The organism is Leifsonia xyli subsp. xyli str. CTCB07 (assembly GCF_000007665.1).
In the GTDB taxonomy this organism is placed as follows: domain Bacteria; phylum Actinomycetota; class Actinomycetes; order Actinomycetales; family Microbacteriaceae; genus Leifsonia; species Leifsonia xyli_C.
This window is the reverse complement of the sequence record NC_006087.1, coordinates 1,057,981-1,077,771: the sequence shown is the minus strand read 5'-3', so window position 1 is coordinate 1,077,771 and position 19,791 is coordinate 1,057,981. Positions and strand designations below refer to the sequence as shown.

Genomic DNA, 19,791 nt, shown 5'->3' with positions numbered 1-19,791 from the left:
GCCCTGTCTAGAATCGAGGCGACCTGATTGGGGAGGCGCTGTGGCCGAGAGAAGCGATGTCGTGTTCGTGGACGGAGTCCGGACTCCGTTCGGGCGAGCCGGCGAAAAAGGGAAGTACTGGAACACCCGCGCGGACGACCTCGTCGTGAAAGCGATGATCGGGCTGCTGGATCGGAATCCGAACGTGCCCGGGGACAGGGTCGACGATGTCGCCATCGCGGCGACGACCCAGCAGGGCGACCAGGGCCTGACCCTCGGCCGCACGGCGGCGCTGCTCTCCGGACTGCCGAAGTCGGTCCCCGGCTTCGCCATCGACCGGATGTGCGCGGGAGCCATGACCAGCGTGACCACACTGGGCTCCGGGATCGCGTTCGGCGCGTACGACCTCGTGATCGCGGGCGGCGTCGAGCACATGGGCCGCCACCCGATGGGCTTCGGCGCGGACCCGAACCCGCGCTTCCTGTCGGAGCGCATGGTCGCCGAGGACGCTCTCAACATGGGCATGACAGCCGAGCGCATCCACGACCGCTTCCCCGCCCTCACGAAGGAGCGCTCCGACCGGTTCGCGATGGTGAGCCAGCAGAAGACCGCCGCGGCGTACGCCGCCGGCAAGCTCCAGCCCGACCTCATCCCGGTCGCCATCCGCTCGGAGTCCGGCTGGGGCCTCGCCACCCAGGACGAGGGGATGCGGCCCGAGACCACGCTGGAGGGCCTCGCCGCCCTGAAGACCCCGTTCCGCCCCCACGGTCGCGTGACCGCGGGCAACGCCTCGCCGCTCACCGACGGCGCCACCGCGAGCCTGCTGGCGAGCGCCGACGCGGTCAAGGAGCTCGGCCTCACCCCGAAGATGCGCATGGTCAGCTTCGCGTTCGCGGGCGTCGAGCCGGAGATCATGGGCCTCGGACCGGTGCCCTCGACCGAGAAGGCGTTGCGCAAGGCGGGCCTGACCATCGACGACATCGGACTGTTCGAGCTGAACGAGGCGTTCGCCATCCAGGTGCTCTCCTTCCTCGACCACTTTGGCATCGCGGACGACGACCCCCGCGTCAACCAGTGGGGCGGTTCGATCGCGATCGGCCACCCGCTCGCCGCCAGCGGCGTCCGCCTGATGATCCAGCTCGCCGCGCAGTTCGCCGAGCACCCGGAGGTTCGCTACGGTGTGACCGCGATGTGCGTCGGCCTGGGCCAGGGCGGCACGGTCATCTGGGAGAACCCCCACTTCACCGGAAAGACACTGCACGACAAGCGCGCGGCGCGGAAGGCCTGAGGACGACGTGACCGACTACAGCAAGATCGACTTCTCCCCGCTCGCCGACCTCACGGACGACGAGGTCGTCACCCACTCTTACGTCAAGGACGTGTCCCTGCCGAGCGGGAAGACCCTCGCCCTGGTCACCCTGGACAACGGCCGGGACCACACGCGCCCGAACACGATGGGACCGGCCACGCTGATCAAGCTGGGCAAGACCTTCGACACGCTGACGGAGCGCGCCGGACGCGGCGAGATCGACGCGGTCGCGGTGACCGGCAAACCGTTCATCCTGGCCGCGGGCGCCGACCTGAGCCGGGTGGGCGACATCCCGAGCGTCGAAGTCGCGAAGCTGCTCCCCCAGCTGGGCCACTACGTTCTCGGCAAGCAGGCGAGCTTCGGCGTCCCCTCGTTCGTCTTCACGAACGGGCTCGCACTCGGCGGCGGCGTGGAGATCGGCCTGAACGCCGACTACCGCACCATCGACCGGAACGCGGCGGCGTTTGCGCTGCCCGAAGTGTTCCTCGGCCTCATCCCGGGCTGGGGCGGCGCGACCATCCTCCCCAACCTGATCGGCATCGAGAACGCCCTGAAAGTGGTCATCGAGAACTCGCTCAAGCAGAACCGGATGCTGAAGCCGCAGGAGGTCTTCGACCTCGGCATCGCCGACGCGATCTTCGACTCGGCGAACTTCCTGGAGGACTCCCTCAAGTGGGCCGACCAGGTGCTGACCAAGCAGGTCGAGGTCAAGCGCCCGAACGTCCCCGGCAAGGTCGAGCGGATGGTCAAGTGGGATGCTGCCGTCGGCATCGCCCGCAAGATGCTGGAGAGCAGCATCGGCACCGTCCCGGCATCGCCGTACAAGGCACTCGACCTGCTGAAGGCTGCCAAGTCGAACGACCGTGCCGCCGGCTTCGAGCGGGAGGACGACGCGCTGGCCGAGCTCATCTCGGGCGACCAGTTCCAGGCCAGCATCTACGCCTTCAACCTCGTGCAGAAGCGGGCGAAGCGTCCCGCCGGCGCTCCCGACAAGAAGCTCGCGAAGAAGGTCACGAAGGTCGGCGTCATCGGCGCGGGCTACATGGCCAGCCAGTTCGCGCTGCTGTTCGTGCGGCGACTGCGGGTGCCGGTCGTGATCACCGATCTCGACCAGGCGCACGTGGACAAGGGCGTGGCGTCCATCCACGATGAGATCGGCAAACTGCGGGAGAAGGGGCGCATCTCCCCCGACGAAGCGAACCACTTGCGCGCTCTGGTCACGGGCACGACGGACAAGGCCGACTTCGCCGACTGCGACTGGGTCATCGAGGCCGTGTTCGAGGAGCTGAACGTCAAACAAGAGGTCTTCGCGGAGGTCGAGCAATACCTCTCCGACGAGGCTGTGCTCGCAACCAACACCTCCTCGCTCTCGGTCGAACAGATCGGCGCGAAGCTGAAGCGTCCGGAGCGCCTGGTCGGCTTCCACTTCTTCACCCCGGTCGCGGTCATGCCGCTCATCGAGGTGGTGAAGACGACCAACACCGACGACGCGACGCTCTCCACCGCGATGGTCACCGCCGCGGCGCTGAAGAAAAACGCGGTCATCACCGCCGACACCCCCGGCTTCGTAGTCAACCGTGTGCTAGCGAAGATCCTGGGCGAAGCGATGCACGCCGTGGACGACGGCACACCCTTCGAAACGGTCGACCGGGCATTCGCGCCGCTCGGCCTCCCGATGGCCCCCTCCGCCCTGCTCAACCTCGTCGGGCTGAAAGTGGGCGCACACGTCCTCGACACCCACCACACCGCCTTCCCCGACCGGTTCTACCGCAGCAAGAACCTGCACCACCTCGCCGAACACGGCACCCTGCTCGAGAAGGACGCCACAGGCAAGGTGAAAGGGCTCGACAAGGGCGCAGCCAAGATCCTCGCGGGCGGCAAGAACCCGTGGAACGAAGCGGACATCCTCCGCCGCCTCGAAGACGGCATCGCCGACGAGATCCACCGCATGCTCGTGGACGACCGCGTGGTCGAAGCGCCAGAAGACATCGACCTCTGCATGATCCTTGGCGCGGGCTTCCCGCTCCAAATGGGCGGCATCACACCCTACCTCGACCGGGCGGGCGCATCGGAGCGCGTCTTCGGCAACACCTTCCACCACCCGCCCATTGCCGGCGTCGCCTGACCTCAGCTCACGGACGACCTGGAGCACAGCAGAGAGCACAGGGAGAACTCGCCGCCGCGCTGTCCGGAACGTCCACCCCGATGCGCCTGCCGTCCGCGACGGAGACGACCGCTCAATGACGAGGTCCCCGTACGGGGACTGTCTGTTTTTCGGTGTTTCTGGGTTGGTCTGACCGAAAGGAATAGGCTGTGATGGACACGACCGCGATGATCGATCCTGTGACGGGAGAGCTCATTGACGAACAGCAGCTTGCGGAGCAGTTGCTCAAGCAAGCGAGGGAACAGGGCGTTGACCTCGTCGGCTCTGACGGGTTGCTGAACGCACTCACCAAGCGGGTGTTGGAGACTGCGCTGGAAGCGGAGTGACCGAAGGCCTCAGGCATGAGAGGCATCAGCAGGCCGAGAGTGGGGAGTATCCGCCGGTGATGGACGTCCCAGGACGAGTACGAGCTTGAGTAGCCAGCAGTAATGGTGCCGGTGACCGGCCAAGCCTGGACGCGTTGCCACGCGCCATAGATCGAATGCACAGTGTCACCTTTGGACGTAGACAGCGTGTGAATCTCTGGGAACTGTCCGATTTGGCCGGCGCACGTAACGTTGCTCAACGACTTTTCTGCCGCTTCAGCGGAAGTCGCAACCACAAGAGGCGAAAGCAGAGTCACAGTAGGGATCACCGCTGAGATTCCCCATGTCTTCTTTGACATTCGTATTCCTAACTCTTCGATCAACCTGAGACCAGATTGATATCCCCGTGACGGCCAACACAACTTGGTCATGGCTCGGATGAGAATGAATTCATCTCAAATTATAATAACAAGAGCACAAGTTTCACAGTACAAGGCCTGAAGTCTTTCAGTATACCATGAGTGCGTCTAGTATTGAAAATACTCCCAGACTGATATGGTTACCTTCTCAAGGTTACGCAGTTCCCGCATCACGGAACTGGATCACTATCTCCCCAGACGAGGCCAACCGTCTGCGCGCCCTGGTCATCGGCACGACGGAGAAGTCCGACTTCGCCGACTGCGACGGGGTGATCGAGGCTGTGTTCGAGGAGCTGGCGGTCAAGCAGAACATCTTCGCGGAGGTCGAGCAGTACGTGTCCGACGAGGCCGTTCTGGCGAGCAACACCTCCTCGCTGTCGGCGGAGCGGATCGGCGTGAAGCCGGAGCGCCCGGAGCGGCCGCTCGGATTCCGCGTCGGGGCGCGCTCCAAGTGCGAGGCGCTCTTCCCCGTCTCGGTGAGTGCAGCTAGGCGCGTCGCTTCTTGCGCTCGGGGCTCGGCTCAGTGAACTCCTCCACCGGCAGCGGCCTCGCGATCGGAACCCGGCTGCCGAGCACCTGCGCCACGAGGTCACGCGCGATCTTCTGCGGGGTGAGCCCAGCGTCGTCGAGGATCTCGTCGCGCGTCGCGTGGTCGATAAACTCGTCCGGCAGGCCCAGCTCGTCCACGGCGGTGTCGATGCCCGCCTCGCGCAGATCCTGGCGCACGCGGGTGCCGATGCCGCCCACCCGGATGCCGTCCTCCATCGTCACCACGATGCGGTGCCCGGCCGCCAAGTCGAGGACGCTCCGGGGCACCGGGACCACCCAGCGCGGGTCCACGACGGTCGCGCCGATCCCCTGCGCCGCGAGCGCCTCGGCCACCCTGAGGCCGAGGCCGGCCATCGGGCCGACCGTCACGAGCAGCACATCCTTCTGGTCGCTCTCGTGCAGCACATCGACACCGTCGTCCCGTCGGCGGACAGCCTCGATATCGGCGGGGACGCTCCCCTTCGGGAAGCGGAGAACGGTCGGCGCGTCAGCTACGGCCACCGCCTCGGCGAGCTCCTCGCGGAAACGCGTGGCATCGCGCGGGGCCGCCAGCCGGATGCCGGGGACGACCTGGAGAATGGCGAGGTCCCAGATGCCGTGGTGGCTCGGGCCGTCCGGTCCGGTGACGCCCGCACGGTCGAGCACGAACGTGACGCCCGCCTTGTGCAGGGCGACGTCCATCAGCACCTGGTCGAACGCCCGGTTCATGAACGTGGCGTAGATCGCGACGACAGGATGCAGCCCGCCGAAAGCGAGGCCCGCCGCGCTGGTGACCGCGTGCTGCTCGGCGATTCCCACATCGTACACACGGTCCGGGAAGCGCTCGGCGAACCGGTGCAGACCGGTCGGCCGGAGCATCGCGGCGGTGATCCCCACGAGCTTCGGGTTCTCCTCCGCGAGTGCGACGATCTCCTCGGCGAACACACCTGTCCAGTTCGGCTTGGCCGGGCTCCCGATCGGGTCGCCGGTCTCGGGGTCGATCTGGCCGACAGCGTGGAACTGGTCGGCGATGTCCCGCAGCGCGGGCTCGTAGCCGCGGCCCTTCTGGGTGATCGCGTGGACGATGACCGGAGCGCCGTAGTTCTTCGCCTGGCGCAGCGCTTCCTCCATCGCCCCGATATCGTGCCCGTGGACCGGCCCGATGTACTTGATGTCGAGGTTCGAGTAGAGCGCCTCATTGTCGGAGAAGCGGCTGAGGAAGCCGTGCAAGCCACCGCGGATGCCACGATACAAGGACTGCCCGGGTCCGCCCAGCTTCTCGAACGCCTTACGGCTCGTGAGGTAGAGACTGCGGTAGCTGCGGCGCGTGCGAACCGTATTGAGGAAGCGCGCCATCCCGCCGATCGTGGGCGCGTATGAGCGCCCGTTGTCGTTGACGACGATTATGAGGCGGCGGTTGTTGTCGTCGGAGATGTTGTTGAGCGCCTCCCACGTCATCCCGCCGGTCAGCGCGCCGTCGCCGACGACCGCGACGACGTGCCGGTCGTCCTGCCCGGTCATCTCGAAAGCGCGCGAGATACCGTCCGCCCAGCTGAGCGACGACGAGGCGTGCGAGCTCTCCACGATGTCGTGCTCGGACTCCGAGCGCTGCGGGTAGCCGGCGAGGCCGCCCTTCTGGCGCAGCCGCGAGAAGTCCTGCCGCCCGGTGAGCAGCTTGTGAACATAGGACTGGTGCCCGGTGTCGAACACGATGGCGTCCCGCGGGGAGTCGAAGACGCGGTGGATGGCGATGGTCGTCTCCACAACGCCGAGATTCGGCCCCAGGTGCCCGCCGGTCTTCGCGACGTTGGCGACGAGGAACGCCCGCACCTCCGCGGCGAGCTGATCGAGTTCCCGTTCCGTGAGCCGGTCAAGGTCGCGCGGCCCGTGGACGGATTCGAGAATGCTCATAAAATGAGTGTAGGACGGCAAGAACCGAAGGAGGCTCGGAACCGATCGATTCCGAACCTCCCGTAACGATCCTTCGGCTACACGAGGCTCCGCAGCACGTACTGCAGGATGCCGCCGTTGCGGTAGTAGTCCGCCTCACCGGGGGTGTCGATCCGCACCACCGCGTCGAACGCGACCGGCTGCTTGCCCGCGGGCGAGTGCTCGGTCGGCTCGGCGACCACGTGCAATGTCTTCGGGGTGCGGCCTTCGTTGAGTTCGGTCAGCCCGGTGATCGTGAACGACTCGGTGCCGTCGAGGCCCAGCGAGTCGGCGTTCTCACCGGCCGGGAACTGCAGGGGCACCACGCCCATGCCGATGAGGTTGGAGCGGTGGATGCGCTCGAAGCTCTCGGTGATGACCGCGCGCACGCCCAGCAGGCTCGTGCCCTTGGCCGCCCAGTCGCGCGAGGACCCCGATCCGTACTCCTTGCCGCCGAGGACGACGAGCGGGGTGCCCGCGGCCTGGTAGTTCTGCGAGGCGTCGTAGATGAACGACTGCGGAGCGTCGGGCTGGGTGAAGTCGCGGGTGTAGCCGCCCTCCACACCGGCGCCCTCGTTGGCGGAGCTGAGCAGCTGGTTCCGCAGGCGGATGTTCGCGAACGTGCCGCGTATCATGACCTCGTGGTTGCCTCGGCGCGAGCCGTAGGAGTTGAAGTCCTTGCGGTCGATGCCGTTCTCGGTGAGGTACTGACCGGCCGGGCTGTCCGCCTTGATGGAGCCGGCGGGCGAGATATGGTCGGTCGTGACCGAGTCGCCGAGACGGGCGAGCACGCGGGCGCCGGCGATGTCGGTCACCGGGGTGGTCTCCAGCGTCATCCCCTCGAAGTACGGGGGCTTGCGCACGTAGGTCGACTTCTCATCCCACTCGAACACCGAGCCGGTCGGGGTGGCGAGCGACTTCCAGCGCTCGTCGCCCTCGAACACCGAGGCGTACTGGGTGACGAACATCCCCTCGTTGATGGAGGAGTCGATCGTCTGCTGCACCTCGGCGGCGTCCGGCCAGATGTCCTGGAGGAACACGTCGTTGCCGTCCTGGTCGGTGCCGAGCGGGTCGACCTCGAAGTCGAAGTTCATCGACCCGGCCAGGGCGTAGGCGATGACCAGCGGCGGGCTCGCCAGGTAGTTCATCTTCACGTCGGGGTTGATGCGGCCCTCGAAGTTGCGGTTGCCCGAGAGCACAGCCGTCACGGCGAGGTCGCTGTCGTTGACCGCCTGCGAGATCTCGTCGAGCAGCGGGCCCGAGTTGCCGATGCAGGTGGTACAGCCGTAGCCGACGGTGTAGAAGCCGAGCGCCTCCAGGTCCTTGGTGAGACCGGCCTTCTCGTAGTAGTCCGTGACGACCTTGGACCCGGGGGCCAGGGTGGTCTTGACCCACGGCTTGGCCTTCAAACACTTCTTCGCCGCGTTGCGGGCGAGGAGCCCGGCAGCCAGCATCACCGACGGGTTGGAGGTGTTGGTGCAGGAGGTGATCGCTGCGATGGCGACCGCGCCGTGGTCGATCACGAAGTCCGTGCCGTCCTCCAGCTTCACCGGGGTCGGGTTCGACGCTGCCTGGGGAGCGTGGCTGTGGTGCGAGTGCTGGTGGATGCTGCGCGCGTCCTCCGGCTGGAGCTCGCCCGGGTCGGAGGCCGGGAAGGACTCCGCGACGGTCAGGTCGACCAGGTCGTGCGAGATGTCCGCGTAGTTGGTGAGGTCCTTCTCGAACTGGTCCTTCGCGGCGCTCAGCTCGATGCGGTCCTGCGGGCGCTTCGGGCCGGCGATCGAAGGCACCACCGTGGAGAGGTCGAGTTCCAGGTACTCGGAGAACACCGGCTCGCTGGCCGGGTCGTGCCATAGGCTCTGGGCCTTCGAGTACTCCTCGACCAGCGCGACCTGCTCCGCGCTGCGGCCGGTGAGGCGCAGGTAGTCGAGGGTCACATCGTCGATGGGGAACATCGCCGCGGTGGAGCCGAACTCGGGGCTCATGTTGCCGATGGTGGCGCGGTTCGCGAGCGGCACCTGGGCGACGCCCGCGCCGTAGAACTCCACGAACTTGCCGACCACGCCGTGCTGGCGCAGCATCTGGGTGATGGTGAGCACGACATCCGTCGCCGTCACACCGGTCGGGATGGCGCCGGTCAGCTTGAAGCCGACCACCTTGGGGATGAGCATGGAGACCGGCTGCCCCAGCATGGCCGCCTCGGCCTCGATGCCGCCGACGCCCCAGCCGAGCACGCCGAGGCCGTTGACCATCGTGGTGTGCGAGTCGGTGCCGACGCAGGTGTCCGGGTACGCGAGCAGCTCGCCCCGAGTCTCCGGAGTGCTGCCCTCGCGGGTCATGGTGACGCGCGCCAGGTACTCGATGTTCACCTGGTGGACGATGCCGGTTCCCGGCGGGACGACCTTAAAGTCGTCGAAGGCGGTCTGGCCCCAGCGCAGGAACTGGTAGCGCTCGCCGTTGCGCTCGTACTCGAGGTCGGTGTTGCGCTCCAGCGCATCTTCCTGGCCGAACAGGTCGGCGATGACGGAGTGGTCGATGACCATCTCGGCCGGTGCGAGCGGGTTGATCTTCTGGGGGTCGCCGCCCAGGGCGGAGACGGCCTCGCGCATGGTGGCGAGGTCGACGATGCAGGGGACGCCGGTGAAGTCCTGCATGATGACGCGGGCAGGCGTGAACTGAATCTCGGTGTCTGGCTCGGCGGCCGGGTCCCACGAGCCCAGCGCACGGATGTGGTCCGCGGTGATGTTCGCGCCGTCCTCGGTGCGGAGAAGGTTCTCCAGCAGCACCTTGAGGCTGAACGGGAGTCTCTTGTATCCGTCGACAGTGTCGATCGCGAAGATCGTATAGTCCTTGTCGCCGACGCTCAGGGTGCTCTTGGCACCTAAGCTATTGACAGCTGACACGTTGCCCTCTCCTTCTTCGGCAGGCGAAAAACGTCGCACGCCTCGTCTATTTTTGTCGTCCGTCGGAGGCTGTTCCAGCAAGGCAAGCCTAAGTCATCAGCGACGAAAATATCTTGACGTCAAGATAAATGTAGCACGTTCAGAGACGGTCGAAGACGAAGCCGCGCCGCCGGGCGAACCGGTAGAACAGCTCGATGCCAGCCGCCCCGACAGCCCCGACCGCGATCCCCCAGGCGAGCGGAGCATCCCAGGCCAGGTACATCTCGAAGAACGCCGAAGCGAACGGGAAGACACACACCAGGACGAAAGCCCCGGCCACACCCCCGAGCAGCCCCCAGCGCCAGGGGGAGAGCGGACGCGTCAAGACGCACAGTATCCACAGCGAGACGCAGAACAGCGCCACCGTCGTGACGCTCCGCGCCTCCGGCAGCGGCAGCGTCCGGTAGAACGGCGCGTACACGACCACGGCGGTCAGCCCGGCGATCAACCCGGTCGGGATCGAGTACTTCAGGATGCGCGGCAGCACGCCGGGCGTGTAGATCCGCTTGTTGGGCGCCAGCGCGAGGAAGAACGAAGGGATGCCGATGGCGAGCGAGGACACTAGCGTCAGCTGCCGCGGCAGGAAGGGGAATGGCCACAGCACCGCCGCGCTGATGAGCGCCAGGAGGATGCCGTACACGGTCTTGGCCAAGAAGATGTTCGAGACCCGCTCCACATTCGCGATCACCCGCCGCCCGGAGGCAAGCACGCCCGGCAGCCGGTCGAACCGGTTGTCGAGCAAGACCAGCCGGGAGACCGCCTTGGTCGCGGCGGTCGCCGTGCCCATCGCGATCCCGAGGCTCGCGTCCTTGATCGCCATCGCGTCGTTGACGCCGTCGCCGGTCATCGCGACCGTACGGCCCTGCTCCTTCAGGATACCGACGGCCTTTCGCTTCTGCTCGGGACTCACCCGGCCGAAGATGTCGGCACGGCCGAGCGCCTCGGCGAGCGCGACGTCGTCGGTCAGCGTCGTGGCATCCACCGCCTCGCCCTCCAGGTCGAGCGCCCCCGCGATGGCGCCGACGGTCACAGGGCTGTCACCGGAGAGGACGACGACCCGGACATCCTGTTTCCCGAAGTACCCGAGCGTCTCCGCCGCCTCCGGCCGGAGCGTCTCGCCGAGAACGACCAGGAGCGCCGGTTCGACGGGGACGCCCGTCGGCGCGGGAGGCGGGTGTGGTCCGTGCGGCAGTTCGCCGGCGACCCGCGCGAGAGCGAGGGTGCGCCGTCCCGTCGCCGCGATCGCGGTCGCGCGCGCCAGCTCGGCCTCGTGAGCGGCCAGCACGCGCTCGGGAGCTCCGAGCACCCACGAGCTGCGCTCGTCGCCGACGCGCATCTCAAGCCCAGAATACTTGGTCGCGGAGCTGAACGGGATTCGACGCTCTACCCGGAAGCGGTCGCTGACGAAGCGTGTGGCCAGGATACCGGAGGTCGCGTTCCCCGTGTCGTCCGCGCCGAAGGCGGCGAGCGCCACCTCCGCCAGCTCTCCGGGCACGCTCCCGTCCAGCGGCTCCGTGCCTTCCAGCACCAGTTCGCCGCTCGTCAGCGTCCCGGTCTTGTCCAGGCACAGCACGTCGACGCGCGCCAGCACCTCAACGGCGGCGAGCTCCTGAACCAAGACCTTGCTCGCCGCGAGCTGAATCGCCGCGACACCGAAAGCGAGGCTCGTGAGCAGCACGAGCCCCTCCGGGATCATTCCGATCACCGCGGCCACCGCGTCCAGAAGCGCCTGCCGCCAGCGCTCGTCCAGGAACAACTGCGACCAACCGCCGTACGCAAGCACCCGCCCGACGAGTGTGATCAGGATGACGGGACCGAGTATCCAGGAGAGGGCGACCAGGATGCGGTTGGTCGCGTGCCGGAGCTCCGAGTGGACAAGCGAGTGCCGCCGGATCTGGCTGGTCAGCCGGCTCGCGTACGAGTCGGCGCCGACCGCCGTGACGATCGCGTAACCGGTGCCGGTCGTCACATGCGAGCCCGACAGCAGCTGCGCGCCGGCGTCCTTGAAGACAGAGTCTGACTCACCGGTGAGCATCGACTCATCCAGCGAGAGCCCGGTGCTCTCGGCGACCACCGCGTCGGCCGGGATCTGGTCGCCGGGCCGCAGCACGAGCAGATCGTCCAGCACGACCTCGGCCAGCGGGACAGACCTCACTTCGCCGTCGCGGCGCACCCGGCTCGCGGGAGCGGCGAGCAGCGCCGCCCGGTCGAGGACGACCTTCGCCCGCACCTCCTGCACGATTCCGATGAGCGCGTTCACGACGACGACGCCGTAGAAGAAGCCGTCGCGGAGGTCACCGAGCAGCACCACCGCAACGAAACAGACGGTCAGGATGCCGTTGAAGAGCGTGAAGACGTTCTCGCGCAGGATATCGGCGATCGAACGCGAAGTCGGCTGGTGCTGAGAGTTGACCCGGCCGTCCGCGTGCCGCTCGGCGACCTGAGCGGCCGTCAGTCCGTCCCTGATCCGTACGTCGAGCATCCCTCGCGCCCTTCTTTTTTCTCTTTTCGGCTTCCCGCGTCGGCCGTTATGCCGGACGGGCCGGTTGGCGCGGGAACTGCCCCTTCACCACGAACCAGGTCACGAGCAGCAGAGGCGCGTAGAGCGGGACTCCCATCAGCAGCTTCGCGAGCCCCAGAGCGCTCGTCGCCTCGTCCGTGTGCGCCAGGTACAGGGGCACCTGCACGAGCAGCCGCGCCGCGAACAGCAGAAACCAGAGGAACGTGAGCGCCTGCATCACCCGGAACCTGCTCTTGACCGACCGCCAGGCGAGCCCGTCGCCCATCAGGTAGCCCGCGGCGAGCCCGATCAGCGGCCAGCGCACGACGATGGAGATCAGCAGAGCGGCGGCGTACGCGGCGTTCGTCCAGATCCCGAGGATGAAGTTGTCCTCACCACGCCCCGTGATGAGCGCCAGGATGGCGGACACCCCGACGCCGATCAGCCCGGCCATCGCCTGCGTCACCGGCGTCTTGCCAGCGATCCGGACGATCGTGAACACCAACGCGACGGCGACCGAGAAGCCGATCGAGAGCGGGACGTTGGCGGTGAAGGTGAACAGGACGAGGAACACCAGCCCCGGCAGGACCGTCTCGAGCAGTCCGCGCACCCCGCCCAGCGCGGCCAGCAGCGCGGTCCCGGTCGGCGTCTGGGCGTCCGCCAGCTCGCCGAGCCCCGACTTCCGGGCGGCGCGCGCGAGGGACTCGCCAAGGCTCACGGCGGCCGGGTCGGCGGCCTCAGGCGTATCGGCGTCCTTCTCCGGCTGGGCGTCCTGATGCTCGGTCATGGCCGCCTTCAGAGGGTCGTGTAGCCGTTGTCCGCGGGGCCGGTGGGCGCCGCCGGCATACGGAGCGGGATGAGATCGCGGGGAGGCATCGGCGTCGCACCGCGGACGACGACGATGCTACGGAACAGATCTTCGACGAGCGCGGCCGCCGCCGTTTTCACAGCCGCGTCGCCCGCGATCACGCCACGGAGGAACCAGCGCGGCCCGTCCACGCCTACGAAGCGCGCGATCCGGGTCTCTCCCCGGGCGCCCTGCGGGGCGGCAACCGGGATCTCCGCGATGAGCTCCGACCCGAACACGCCCTGGCGCTCGCTCACGCGACCGCCCTGGCGCTGCACCTGATCGGTGATCTGCCCCCGGATCTCATGCCACAGACCGGTCGAACGCGGTGCCGCGAACGGCTGAACTTGCAACGTCGAGTTCGCGTAGTCGAGACCGACCGCGACGACGCGCTGGGATTCCTCTTCGACCTCCAGCCGGAGGTGAAGGCCCTCCCGCGGCAGGATCTTCACCCCGCCCAGGTCAACGTAGGGACGAACCGGATTGGCTTCGCTCTCATCGAGCGGCCCCTCGGTCGCGCGGTCCTCGGGGGCGGACTTCTCCGCTTCGTCGGGCGTTTCCGGCTCGCCGGGGGTGTCGCTGCTGTCGGTCAAGCGTGTTCTCCTGCCTGGGTCACGGTGTAGCCGGACGAGCCGAAGCCGGCTGTGCCGCGATGGCTGTCCGGCAGAGTGTCGACGGGGACGAAAACGGCTCGGGTGACCGGCATGACGATCAGCTGCGCGATCCGGTCTCCGACGGCGATATCGTACGGCATCGACCTGTCGGTGTTCAGAACGGTCACCCTGATCTCACCGCGGTATCCAGCGTCCACCGTGCCCGGCGCGTTGACGATCGTGAGGCCGTGCTTCATGGCCAGCCCGCTTCGCGGGACGACGAACGCGGCGTAGCCCTCCGGCAGGGCGATCGAGACCCCGGTCGGCACGGTGTGCCGTTCGCCGGGCTCCAGCGTGACCGCCTCCGCGGCGCACAGGTCGGCGCCCGCATCGCCGGGGTGGGCGTAGACGGGGAGGCGTTTCGCGATGATCGGAATGTCAACGGTATCGGTCACGGTGTCGAGGGTAGTGTAAAAGTCTGATCGAATAGGCCCTATGGACCTATACCGAGAACGACTCTGGGCAACCCCCTGGCTCTTCGTCTCAACCCTGCTCGTCGTACCCGCGGCGATGCTCGTCTTCGCTCCGATCAACGTCACCGCCGGCGTCGTGATCGCCCTCGCCTTCTACGCGGTCATCGTCTCCGCGCTGCTCCTTTCGGCGCCGACCATCCGGGTCACGGAGACCGAGCTGGTCGCCGGGCGCGCTCGCCTTCCGCTGAAATTCGCCGGCGTCCCCGAAGCGTTCACCGGCGAGCAGGCAACGCTGGAGCGCGGCCGGCGGCTCGATGCGCGGGCCTGGCTGCTCATCCGCGGCTGGATCAAGCCCGTCGTGAAGGTGCCGCTGCTGGACACGGACGACCCAGCGCCCTACTGGCTCCTCTCGACAAGAAACCCGGACCAGCTGGTCCGGGTTCTCGAAGAGGCCCGCCAGGAGCCGTAGCCGTGCGGCCGCTCAGGCGGCGCACTCCACGCAAATCGGCCCCAGCTTGGTTTCGTGGTCGATCTGCGAACGGTGCTTCACCAGGAAGCAGTTCACGCAGGTGAACTCGTCGGCCTGAGGAGGCAAAACCACGACGTCCAGGTCGAGATCCGACAGGTCCGCACCGGGGAGTTCGTATCCGCCCGGGTTGTCCGCGTCCTCAATGTCGACAACCCCGGACATTTTATCCGGAACTCGCTCCTTGAGGGCCTCGATCGACTCGGAGTCGTCCTCGGTCTTCCGCGGTGCGTCGTAATCCGTTGCCATGCCCATCCACTTCTCGTCTGTAACGGCCGATTCTCGCAATCGGCGGCGATAGTTTGCATCAATCAGCAAGGAATAGCAAAACCATCCAGGAAGCTGTCAGCGATTGCTTGGTGGACAACTTCCGGCACGCCCAGGGCATTTCCCCGGTAGCCCCCGTTCTCGTGGCATTCTGACCGGGTACGAATGCGAGCTCGGAAGGCATCCACATGCAGGATTTGAAGGTCATCGGGGTCGAGAACGGTGCGATCGTCGCCGTCGGCGACGACGGTGAGCGGTTCCGCATCGCCGTCGACGACACCCTGCAATCCAAGATCCGTCAGGTGCGCCAGCGGGCGTCTGCGGAATCGCCAAAGCTCTCCCCCCGCGAAGTGCAGGCGCAGATCCGCGCAGGCCTGTCCGCGGAGGAGGTCGCCTCTGTCACTGGTGCGCCGCTCGACTACGTGCAGCGCTTCGAAGGGCCCATCGTCGCCGAGCGCGAGCACATCGTGGCGAACGCCCTCAGCGTCCCCGTCCGCACCTCGGCGGAGGTGGACGCGCTCGGCGACCAGGACACGTTCGGCTCCGTCATCCGCGAGCGCCTGGCCGCCCTCGGGGTCGTGGGCGAACGCTGGGCGGGCTGGAAGGACTCCGAGACGGGCTGGATCGTGAAGCTCGAGTTCACCGTGGACCAGATCGACCACGACGCCCGCTGGACCTACGACGCCCGGAAACACTCTCTGGCTCCCCTGAACTCCGAGGCGACCACCCTGTCCCAGGCGGGCGAGCTGCGCACCGGGGCACTCATCCCCCGCCTGCGCGCCGTGCTCCCGGACGAAGACGAACCGGACACCTCCCGCTTCGACAGCGGGGCCTTCGCGTTCCCCGCATCCGGCGTCGACCCGCTGAGCCCAGAGGTCGCCGCGCCCGCCGAGCCGCTCGACGCCCCGCACATCGGGCGCGCCAGCAACGCGATCGCCGTCTCGGCCATCAAACGCGCCGACGAGACGCCGCGCGACCTTCACCAGACGGCGGACCTGCTGGAAGCCCTCCGCCGTCGCCGCGGCGAGCGCGAGGGAGCCAGCTACGACAACCCGCCCGAGCCGCAGCCATCGCTGCTGGACGATCTCATCCCCAGCCCGGCCCCGCTCCGCATCGCGGAGGAGCCGAACGCGCTGACGGACGGAACGGGGTTTCCTCCGGCGGCCGGGACCGCGGAGACGTCCGCGTCGCAGACCGGTCCGGTCGGGCGAAAGAAAGGACGCGCCGCGATGCCGAGCTGGGACGAGATCGTCTTCGGCGCGCGGACAGACGACGACCTGGCCTGAGCCGTGCGGGACTCTACCCCGCCGCTCCGAAGCGCAGCAGCGGCACCCGGGTCTCCTCAGCGGTGAGCGAGCCGTGCTGGCCGATCATGCTGCGACCCGTCCGCGCGGAGTCGCGGGAGTCATAATACGCGATCCGTTTGCGGGCGGCGATCAGAACCTCCCCGATCCGGAGCTCCACCTCGGGATGCACGACCGGGCCGAACCAGCCGGCCTCGATCGCCTCGGCGCGCGTGGCGACCCACGAACGGCCGGCCTCGGCCTCACGCCAGCGCCCGGCGACGGCGGCAGGGTCGGCGCCGGGCACGATGTAAAGGTGGAGAATCCGCGGCTCCCCCGCCACCTGGGCGACGCCCGCGAGCAGTTCGGGCGCGGTGTCGTAGAGCACATGCCCGCTCACGGGGACGTCGACGATGCCATGATCGGCCGTCAGCAGCATCCCCTGTTCCGGCCCCAGCCGCCGTGCGAAGGCGCTGACGAGCGAGTCCAGCGTCTCCAGCTGCGCTGTCCACTCCGGGGACTCCCAACCGCACGTGTGCGCGACCTGGTCCAGTTCGGCGACATAGAGATAGGTGAGCCCCGGCCCCAGCCGGTCCAGGATGCCGGAGGCCGCCTCGAACCGATCGGCCATCGTCCGGCCGCCGACGAACTCGGCGCCGCGCAGGACGGCTGCGGTGAAGCCCGACGCGGCGTAGCCGGGGAGCCCGATCGCCCGTCCCGCGATCCCCTCGGCGGCCGCACGCTCGAAGACCGTGCGCGAACGCTGCCAGACCGCCGGGTCCATCCGGTCGTCCCAGCCGTGCAGCTGGTTGGTCAGCCGGCCCGCGTCGTCGCGGACGCGGTAGCCGACCATCCCGTGCTCCCCTGGCGTCGTCCCCGTCGTCAGGGTCGTGAGCGCGGCCGCCGTCGTCGTCGGGAAACCGGAGTCGATGGTGGTCGCCTTGCGGAGCCCGGCAGCGAGAGTGCGGGCGTGCCCGGACCGGGCCCGGAGCGCCGCAGCGCCAAGCCCGTCCACCAGAACCACCACGACATGCTCCAGCCGTGGAAGGCCAAGGGCGTTCTGCTCGCCACGCAGGGCCGCGAGGGAACTCGGCAGAACAGTGGCGAGGCTCGCGGTCGTGGTGAAGGCGGCCGGTAGAATAGGGGGCACCCGGCCCAGTCTGGCACAGCGCCACGGGCCGGTACCGCCCTCCGCGAGAAACGACGCATGACACCACCAGACAACCAGGCCCCCGCCACCGAGCGCATCGAAGACGTCGATGTCACGACCGAGATGCAGGGCTCGTTCCTCGAGTACGCGTACTCGGTGATCTACTCGCGGGCGCTTCCGGACGCGCGCGACGGGCTGAAGCCCGTACAGCGCCGCATCCTGTACATGATGACCGAGATGGGTCTGCGCCCCGACCGCGGTCATGTGAAGTCGGCGCGTGTCACCGGCGAGGTCATGGGCAAACTGCACCCGCACGGCGACAGCGCCATCTACGAAGCGCTGGTCCGGATGGCTCAGGACTTCACCCTCCGCGTCCCCCTGATCGACGGCCACGGCAACTTCGGCTCGCTGGACGACGGTCCCGCCGCCGCGCGCTATACCGAAGCCCGGCTCGCCGCCGCGGCCCTCGCACTGACCGGAGACTTGGACGAAGACGTGGTCGACTTCGTCCCCAACTACGACAACCAGCTCATGCAGCCGGATGTGCTGCCTGCGGCATTCCCGAATCTCCTCGTCAACGGCGCCAGCGGGATCGCGGTCGGGATGGCCACCAACATGGCCCCGCACAACCTCGTGGAAGTCGTCGGAGCCGCCCGGCACCTGCTCGACAACCCGGACGCCACGCTGGACGATCTGATGGCCTACATCCCCGGCCCCGACCTCCCGAGCGGCGGCGCCATCGCCGGCCTCTCCGGCGTCCGCGACGCCTACGCGACAGGACGAGGCAGCTTCCGGATGCGGGCCAAAGTCGGCATCGAGCCGATCACCGCCCGCAAGAACGGCCTCGTCGTGACCGAGCTGCCCTATGGGGTCGGCCCCGAGCGCGTGATCGAGAAGATCAAAGACGGCGTAAGCGCCAAGAAGCTGAAAGGCATCTCGGACGTCACCGACCTCTCCGACCGCAAACACGGCCTGCGCCTCATCATCGGCGTTAAGACCGGCTTCAGCCCGGAGGCGGTGCTGGAACAGCTCTACCGGCACACCCCGCTGGAGGAGGGCTTCTCGATCAACAGTGTCGCCCTCGTCGAGGGCGGGCCGCAGACGCTCGGCCTGCGGGAGCTCCTCAGCGTTTACCTCGGCCACCGCATCCGTGTGGTCACCCGCCGTTCGGAGTTCCGCCTCGCCCGGCGGAAAGAGCGGCTGCACCTGGTCGAGGGCCTCCTCGTCGCCATCCTGGACATCGACGAGGCCATCCAGGTCATCCGCAGTTCGGACGACACCGATCAGGCCCGCAGCCGCCTCATGCAGGTGTTCGATCTCAGCACGCTCCAGGCCGACTACATCCTCGAACTGCGCCTGCGACGCCTCACCCGGTTCTCCCGCATCGAGCTGGAGGCCGAACGCGACCAGCTCCGGGCCGAGATCGCGGAGCTGGAAGCCCTGCTCGCCAGCCGCAGCCTCATCAACGCGCTCGTCTCGGACGAGCTGGAGCAGGTCGCCGCGACATTCGGGACACCACGCCGCACACTGCTCACCGAGGCGAAGCCGTCGATCGCGAGCACGTCGCGCGGCAAAGCGGCGGCGGCACAACTGGAAGTTGCGGACGTCCCCTGCCGGGTGTTCCTCTCGACCACCGGGCGCATCCTGCGGGTGGACGCCGGAACGGAACAGGATACCGGACTCGACCGCATCCAGCCTCCGGTCCGCCGCAGCAAGCACGACGCCATCCTCTCCCGCCTGGACACCACCAGCCACAGCGAGATTGGGGCGGTCACGAACCGGGGACGGCTCCTCCGCTTCTCCCCTGTCGACCTGCCGGCCGCGCCGCCGAACTCCATTCAGCTCGGCGCCGGGGTGAAAGTGGGCGACTACCTGGCGCTCGCGGACAAAAAGGAACGCATTCTCGCCCTCGTCTCCCTCGACTCCCCGAAGCCGATCGCGCTCGGCACCCGGCAGGGCGTCGTGAAGCGGGTCGCTCCGGGCGACTGGGCCAGCAAACCCGAATTCGAGATCATCGGTCTGAAGGCTGGCGACGAGGTCGTCGGCGCCGCGCACACCGAGGACACCGACGAACTCGTCTTCGTCGCGAGCGACAGCCAGCTCCTCCGCTTCCCGGCGGCCTCCGTCCGCCCACAGGGCCGCGCCGCCGGCGGCATGGCCGGTATCGCTCTCGCGCCCGGCGCCCGCGTGATCTTCTTCGGCTCGGTCAGCGCGACGGAGAAAGACACAGCCGTCGTCGTCACCGTCGCCGTCAGCGACCAAACCCTCCCCGGCTCCGACCCCGGCAGCGGCAAGGTCAGCGACTTCGCCGAGTTCCCAGCCAAGGGCCGCGCCACCGGAGGCGTCCGCTCGCAGCGTTTCCTCAAGGGCGAGACCGAGCTCGCGCTGGCCTGGACCGGCCCCGCCCCCGCCCTCGCGGTCGCCGGAGACGGAGCCGTCCGCGCCCTCCCCGAAAGCGGCGCCCGCCGCGACGGCTCCGGCGCGCCCCTCGACACGGTCGTCAGCTCCCTCGGCCGCCAGATCTCCTGACCCCCAGACTCTTTCCGCCATCCCTCCCTTACCGGCAGGGGCGAGCGG

Annotated in this window: 14 protein-coding genes and 1 pseudogene; 7 read left to right on the top strand and 8 right to left on the bottom strand. The window is 68.0% G+C overall.

The window, feature by feature from the left end:
* The first annotated feature begins 40 nt into the window (after window positions 1-40).
* The 4 genes and pseudogenes from LXX_RS05190 to LXX_RS15480 all read left to right on the top strand — a co-directional run.
* Complete coding sequence (locus LXX_RS05190) at window positions 41-1,267, top strand: thiolase family protein (RefSeq protein ID WP_011185908.1); 1,227 nt, start codon at window positions 41-43, stop codon at window positions 1,265-1,267.
* Between the two features lie 7 nt (window positions 1,268-1,274).
* Window positions 1,275-3,413 carry a 3-hydroxyacyl-CoA dehydrogenase NAD-binding domain-containing protein gene (locus tag LXX_RS05185; protein WP_011185907.1) on the top strand — a complete coding sequence of 713 codons (2,139 nt, stop codon included), beginning with the start codon at window positions 1,275-1,277 and terminating at the stop codon, window positions 3,411-3,413.
* A 188-nt stretch (window positions 3,414-3,601) separates the two neighbouring features.
* Window positions 3,602-3,778 carry a hypothetical protein gene (locus tag LXX_RS05180; RefSeq protein ID WP_223227729.1) on the top strand — a complete coding sequence of 59 codons (177 nt, stop codon included), beginning with the start codon at window positions 3,602-3,604 and terminating at the stop codon, window positions 3,776-3,778.
* A 586-nt stretch (window positions 3,779-4,364) separates the two neighbouring features.
* A pseudogene (locus LXX_RS15480) lies at window positions 4,365-4,607 on the top strand (3-hydroxyacyl-CoA dehydrogenase NAD-binding domain-containing protein); the annotation flags it as partial.
* A 55-nt stretch (window positions 4,608-4,662) separates the two neighbouring features.
* Here the strand turns inward: LXX_RS15480 and dxs are convergent.
* The 6 genes from dxs to dut all read right to left on the bottom strand — a co-directional run bounded on the left by dxs (window position 4,663) and on the right by dut (window position 13,970).
* Window positions 4,663-6,615 carry a 1-deoxy-D-xylulose-5-phosphate synthase gene (gene dxs / locus LXX_RS05170; protein WP_011185906.1) on the bottom strand — a complete coding sequence of 651 codons (1,953 nt, stop codon included), beginning with the start codon at window positions 6,613-6,615 and terminating at the stop codon, window positions 4,663-4,665.
* Window positions 6,616-6,692: 77 nt separating this feature from the next.
* Window positions 6,693-9,536, bottom strand: coding sequence for an aconitate hydratase AcnA (gene acnA / locus LXX_RS05165; RefSeq protein WP_041767429.1), 2,844 nt, complete (start codon window positions 9,534-9,536; stop codon window positions 6,693-6,695).
* A 139-nt stretch (window positions 9,537-9,675) separates the two neighbouring features.
* Complete coding sequence (locus LXX_RS05160; protein WP_011185904.1) at window positions 9,676-12,057, bottom strand: cation-translocating P-type ATPase; 2,382 nt, start codon at window positions 12,055-12,057, stop codon at window positions 9,676-9,678.
* Between the two features lie 46 nt (window positions 12,058-12,103).
* The gene (locus tag LXX_RS05155) at window positions 12,104-12,862 is read right to left on the bottom strand and encodes a DUF3159 domain-containing protein (protein WP_011185903.1); all 759 of its coding nucleotides are present in this window, start codon (window positions 12,860-12,862) and stop codon (window positions 12,104-12,106) included.
* A gap of 8 nt (window positions 12,863-12,870) precedes the next feature.
* Complete coding sequence (locus tag LXX_RS05150; RefSeq protein ID WP_041767427.1) at window positions 12,871-13,515, bottom strand: DUF3710 domain-containing protein; 645 nt, start codon at window positions 13,513-13,515, stop codon at window positions 12,871-12,873.
* Window positions 13,512-13,970, bottom strand: a complete 459-nt coding sequence (gene dut, locus LXX_RS05145; protein WP_011185901.1) for a dUTP diphosphatase — start codon at window positions 13,968-13,970, stop codon at window positions 13,512-13,514. Before dut ends, LXX_RS05150 begins: the two co-directional genes overlap by 4 nt.
* Window positions 13,971-14,010: 40 nt before the next feature.
* On the opposite strand from dut, the gene LXX_RS05140 reads away from it, so the two are divergent.
* The gene (locus tag LXX_RS05140) at window positions 14,011-14,457 is read left to right on the top strand and encodes a DUF3093 domain-containing protein (protein WP_011185900.1); all 447 of its coding nucleotides are present in this window, start codon (window positions 14,011-14,013) and stop codon (window positions 14,455-14,457) included.
* A gap of 12 nt (window positions 14,458-14,469) precedes the next feature.
* Here the strand turns inward: LXX_RS05140 and LXX_RS05135 are convergent, their stop codons facing one another.
* Entirely contained in the window at window positions 14,470-14,763 is a 294-nt protein-coding gene (locus LXX_RS05135; RefSeq protein WP_041768237.1) for a DUF4193 domain-containing protein, read from the bottom strand.
* 206 nt (window positions 14,764-14,969) lie between these two features.
* Between LXX_RS05135 and sepH the strand changes: the two genes are divergently transcribed.
* Window positions 14,970-16,067 carry a septation protein SepH gene (sepH, locus tag LXX_RS05130; protein ID WP_011185898.1) on the top strand — a complete coding sequence of 366 codons (1,098 nt, stop codon included), beginning with the start codon at window positions 14,970-14,972 and terminating at the stop codon, window positions 16,065-16,067.
* Between the two features lie 13 nt (window positions 16,068-16,080).
* Here the strand turns inward: sepH and LXX_RS05125 are convergent, their stop codons facing one another.
* Window positions 16,081-17,214, bottom strand: coding sequence for an alkaline phosphatase family protein (locus LXX_RS05125; protein ID WP_011185897.1), 1,134 nt, complete (start codon window positions 17,212-17,214; stop codon window positions 16,081-16,083).
* A 57-nt stretch (window positions 17,215-17,271) separates the two neighbouring features.
* Between LXX_RS05125 and LXX_RS05120 the strand changes: the two genes are divergently transcribed.
* Window positions 17,272-19,743, top strand: coding sequence for a DNA gyrase/topoisomerase IV subunit A (locus tag LXX_RS05120; RefSeq protein ID WP_011185896.1), 2,472 nt, complete (start codon window positions 17,272-17,274; stop codon window positions 19,741-19,743).
* Window positions 19,744-19,791: the final 48 nt, after the last annotated feature.

Bases quoted from the DNA above. Each gene is read 5' to 3' on its own strand.
- dxs (WP_011185906.1), bottom strand. From the start codon at position 6,615: ATGAGCATTCTCGAATCCGTCCACGGGCCGCGCGACCTTGACCGGCTC.
- LXX_RS05160 (WP_011185904.1), bottom strand. From the start codon at position 12,057: ATGCTCGACGTACGGATCAGGGACGGACTGACGGCCGCTCAGGTCGCC.
- LXX_RS05155 (WP_011185903.1), bottom strand. From the start codon at position 12,862: ATGACCGAGCATCAGGACGCCCAGCCGGAGAAGGACGCCGATACGCCT.
- LXX_RS05140 (WP_011185900.1), top strand. From the start codon at position 14,011: ATGGACCTATACCGAGAACGACTCTGGGCAACCCCCTGGCTCTTCGTC.
- LXX_RS05135 (WP_041768237.1), bottom strand. From the start codon at position 14,763: ATGGCAACGGATTACGACGCACCGCGGAAGACCGAGGACGACTCCGAG.
- sepH (WP_011185898.1), top strand. From the start codon at position 14,970: ATGCAGGATTTGAAGGTCATCGGGGTCGAGAACGGTGCGATCGTCGCC.
- LXX_RS05120 (WP_011185896.1), top strand. From the start codon at position 17,272: ATGACACCACCAGACAACCAGGCCCCCGCCACCGAGCGCATCGAAGAC.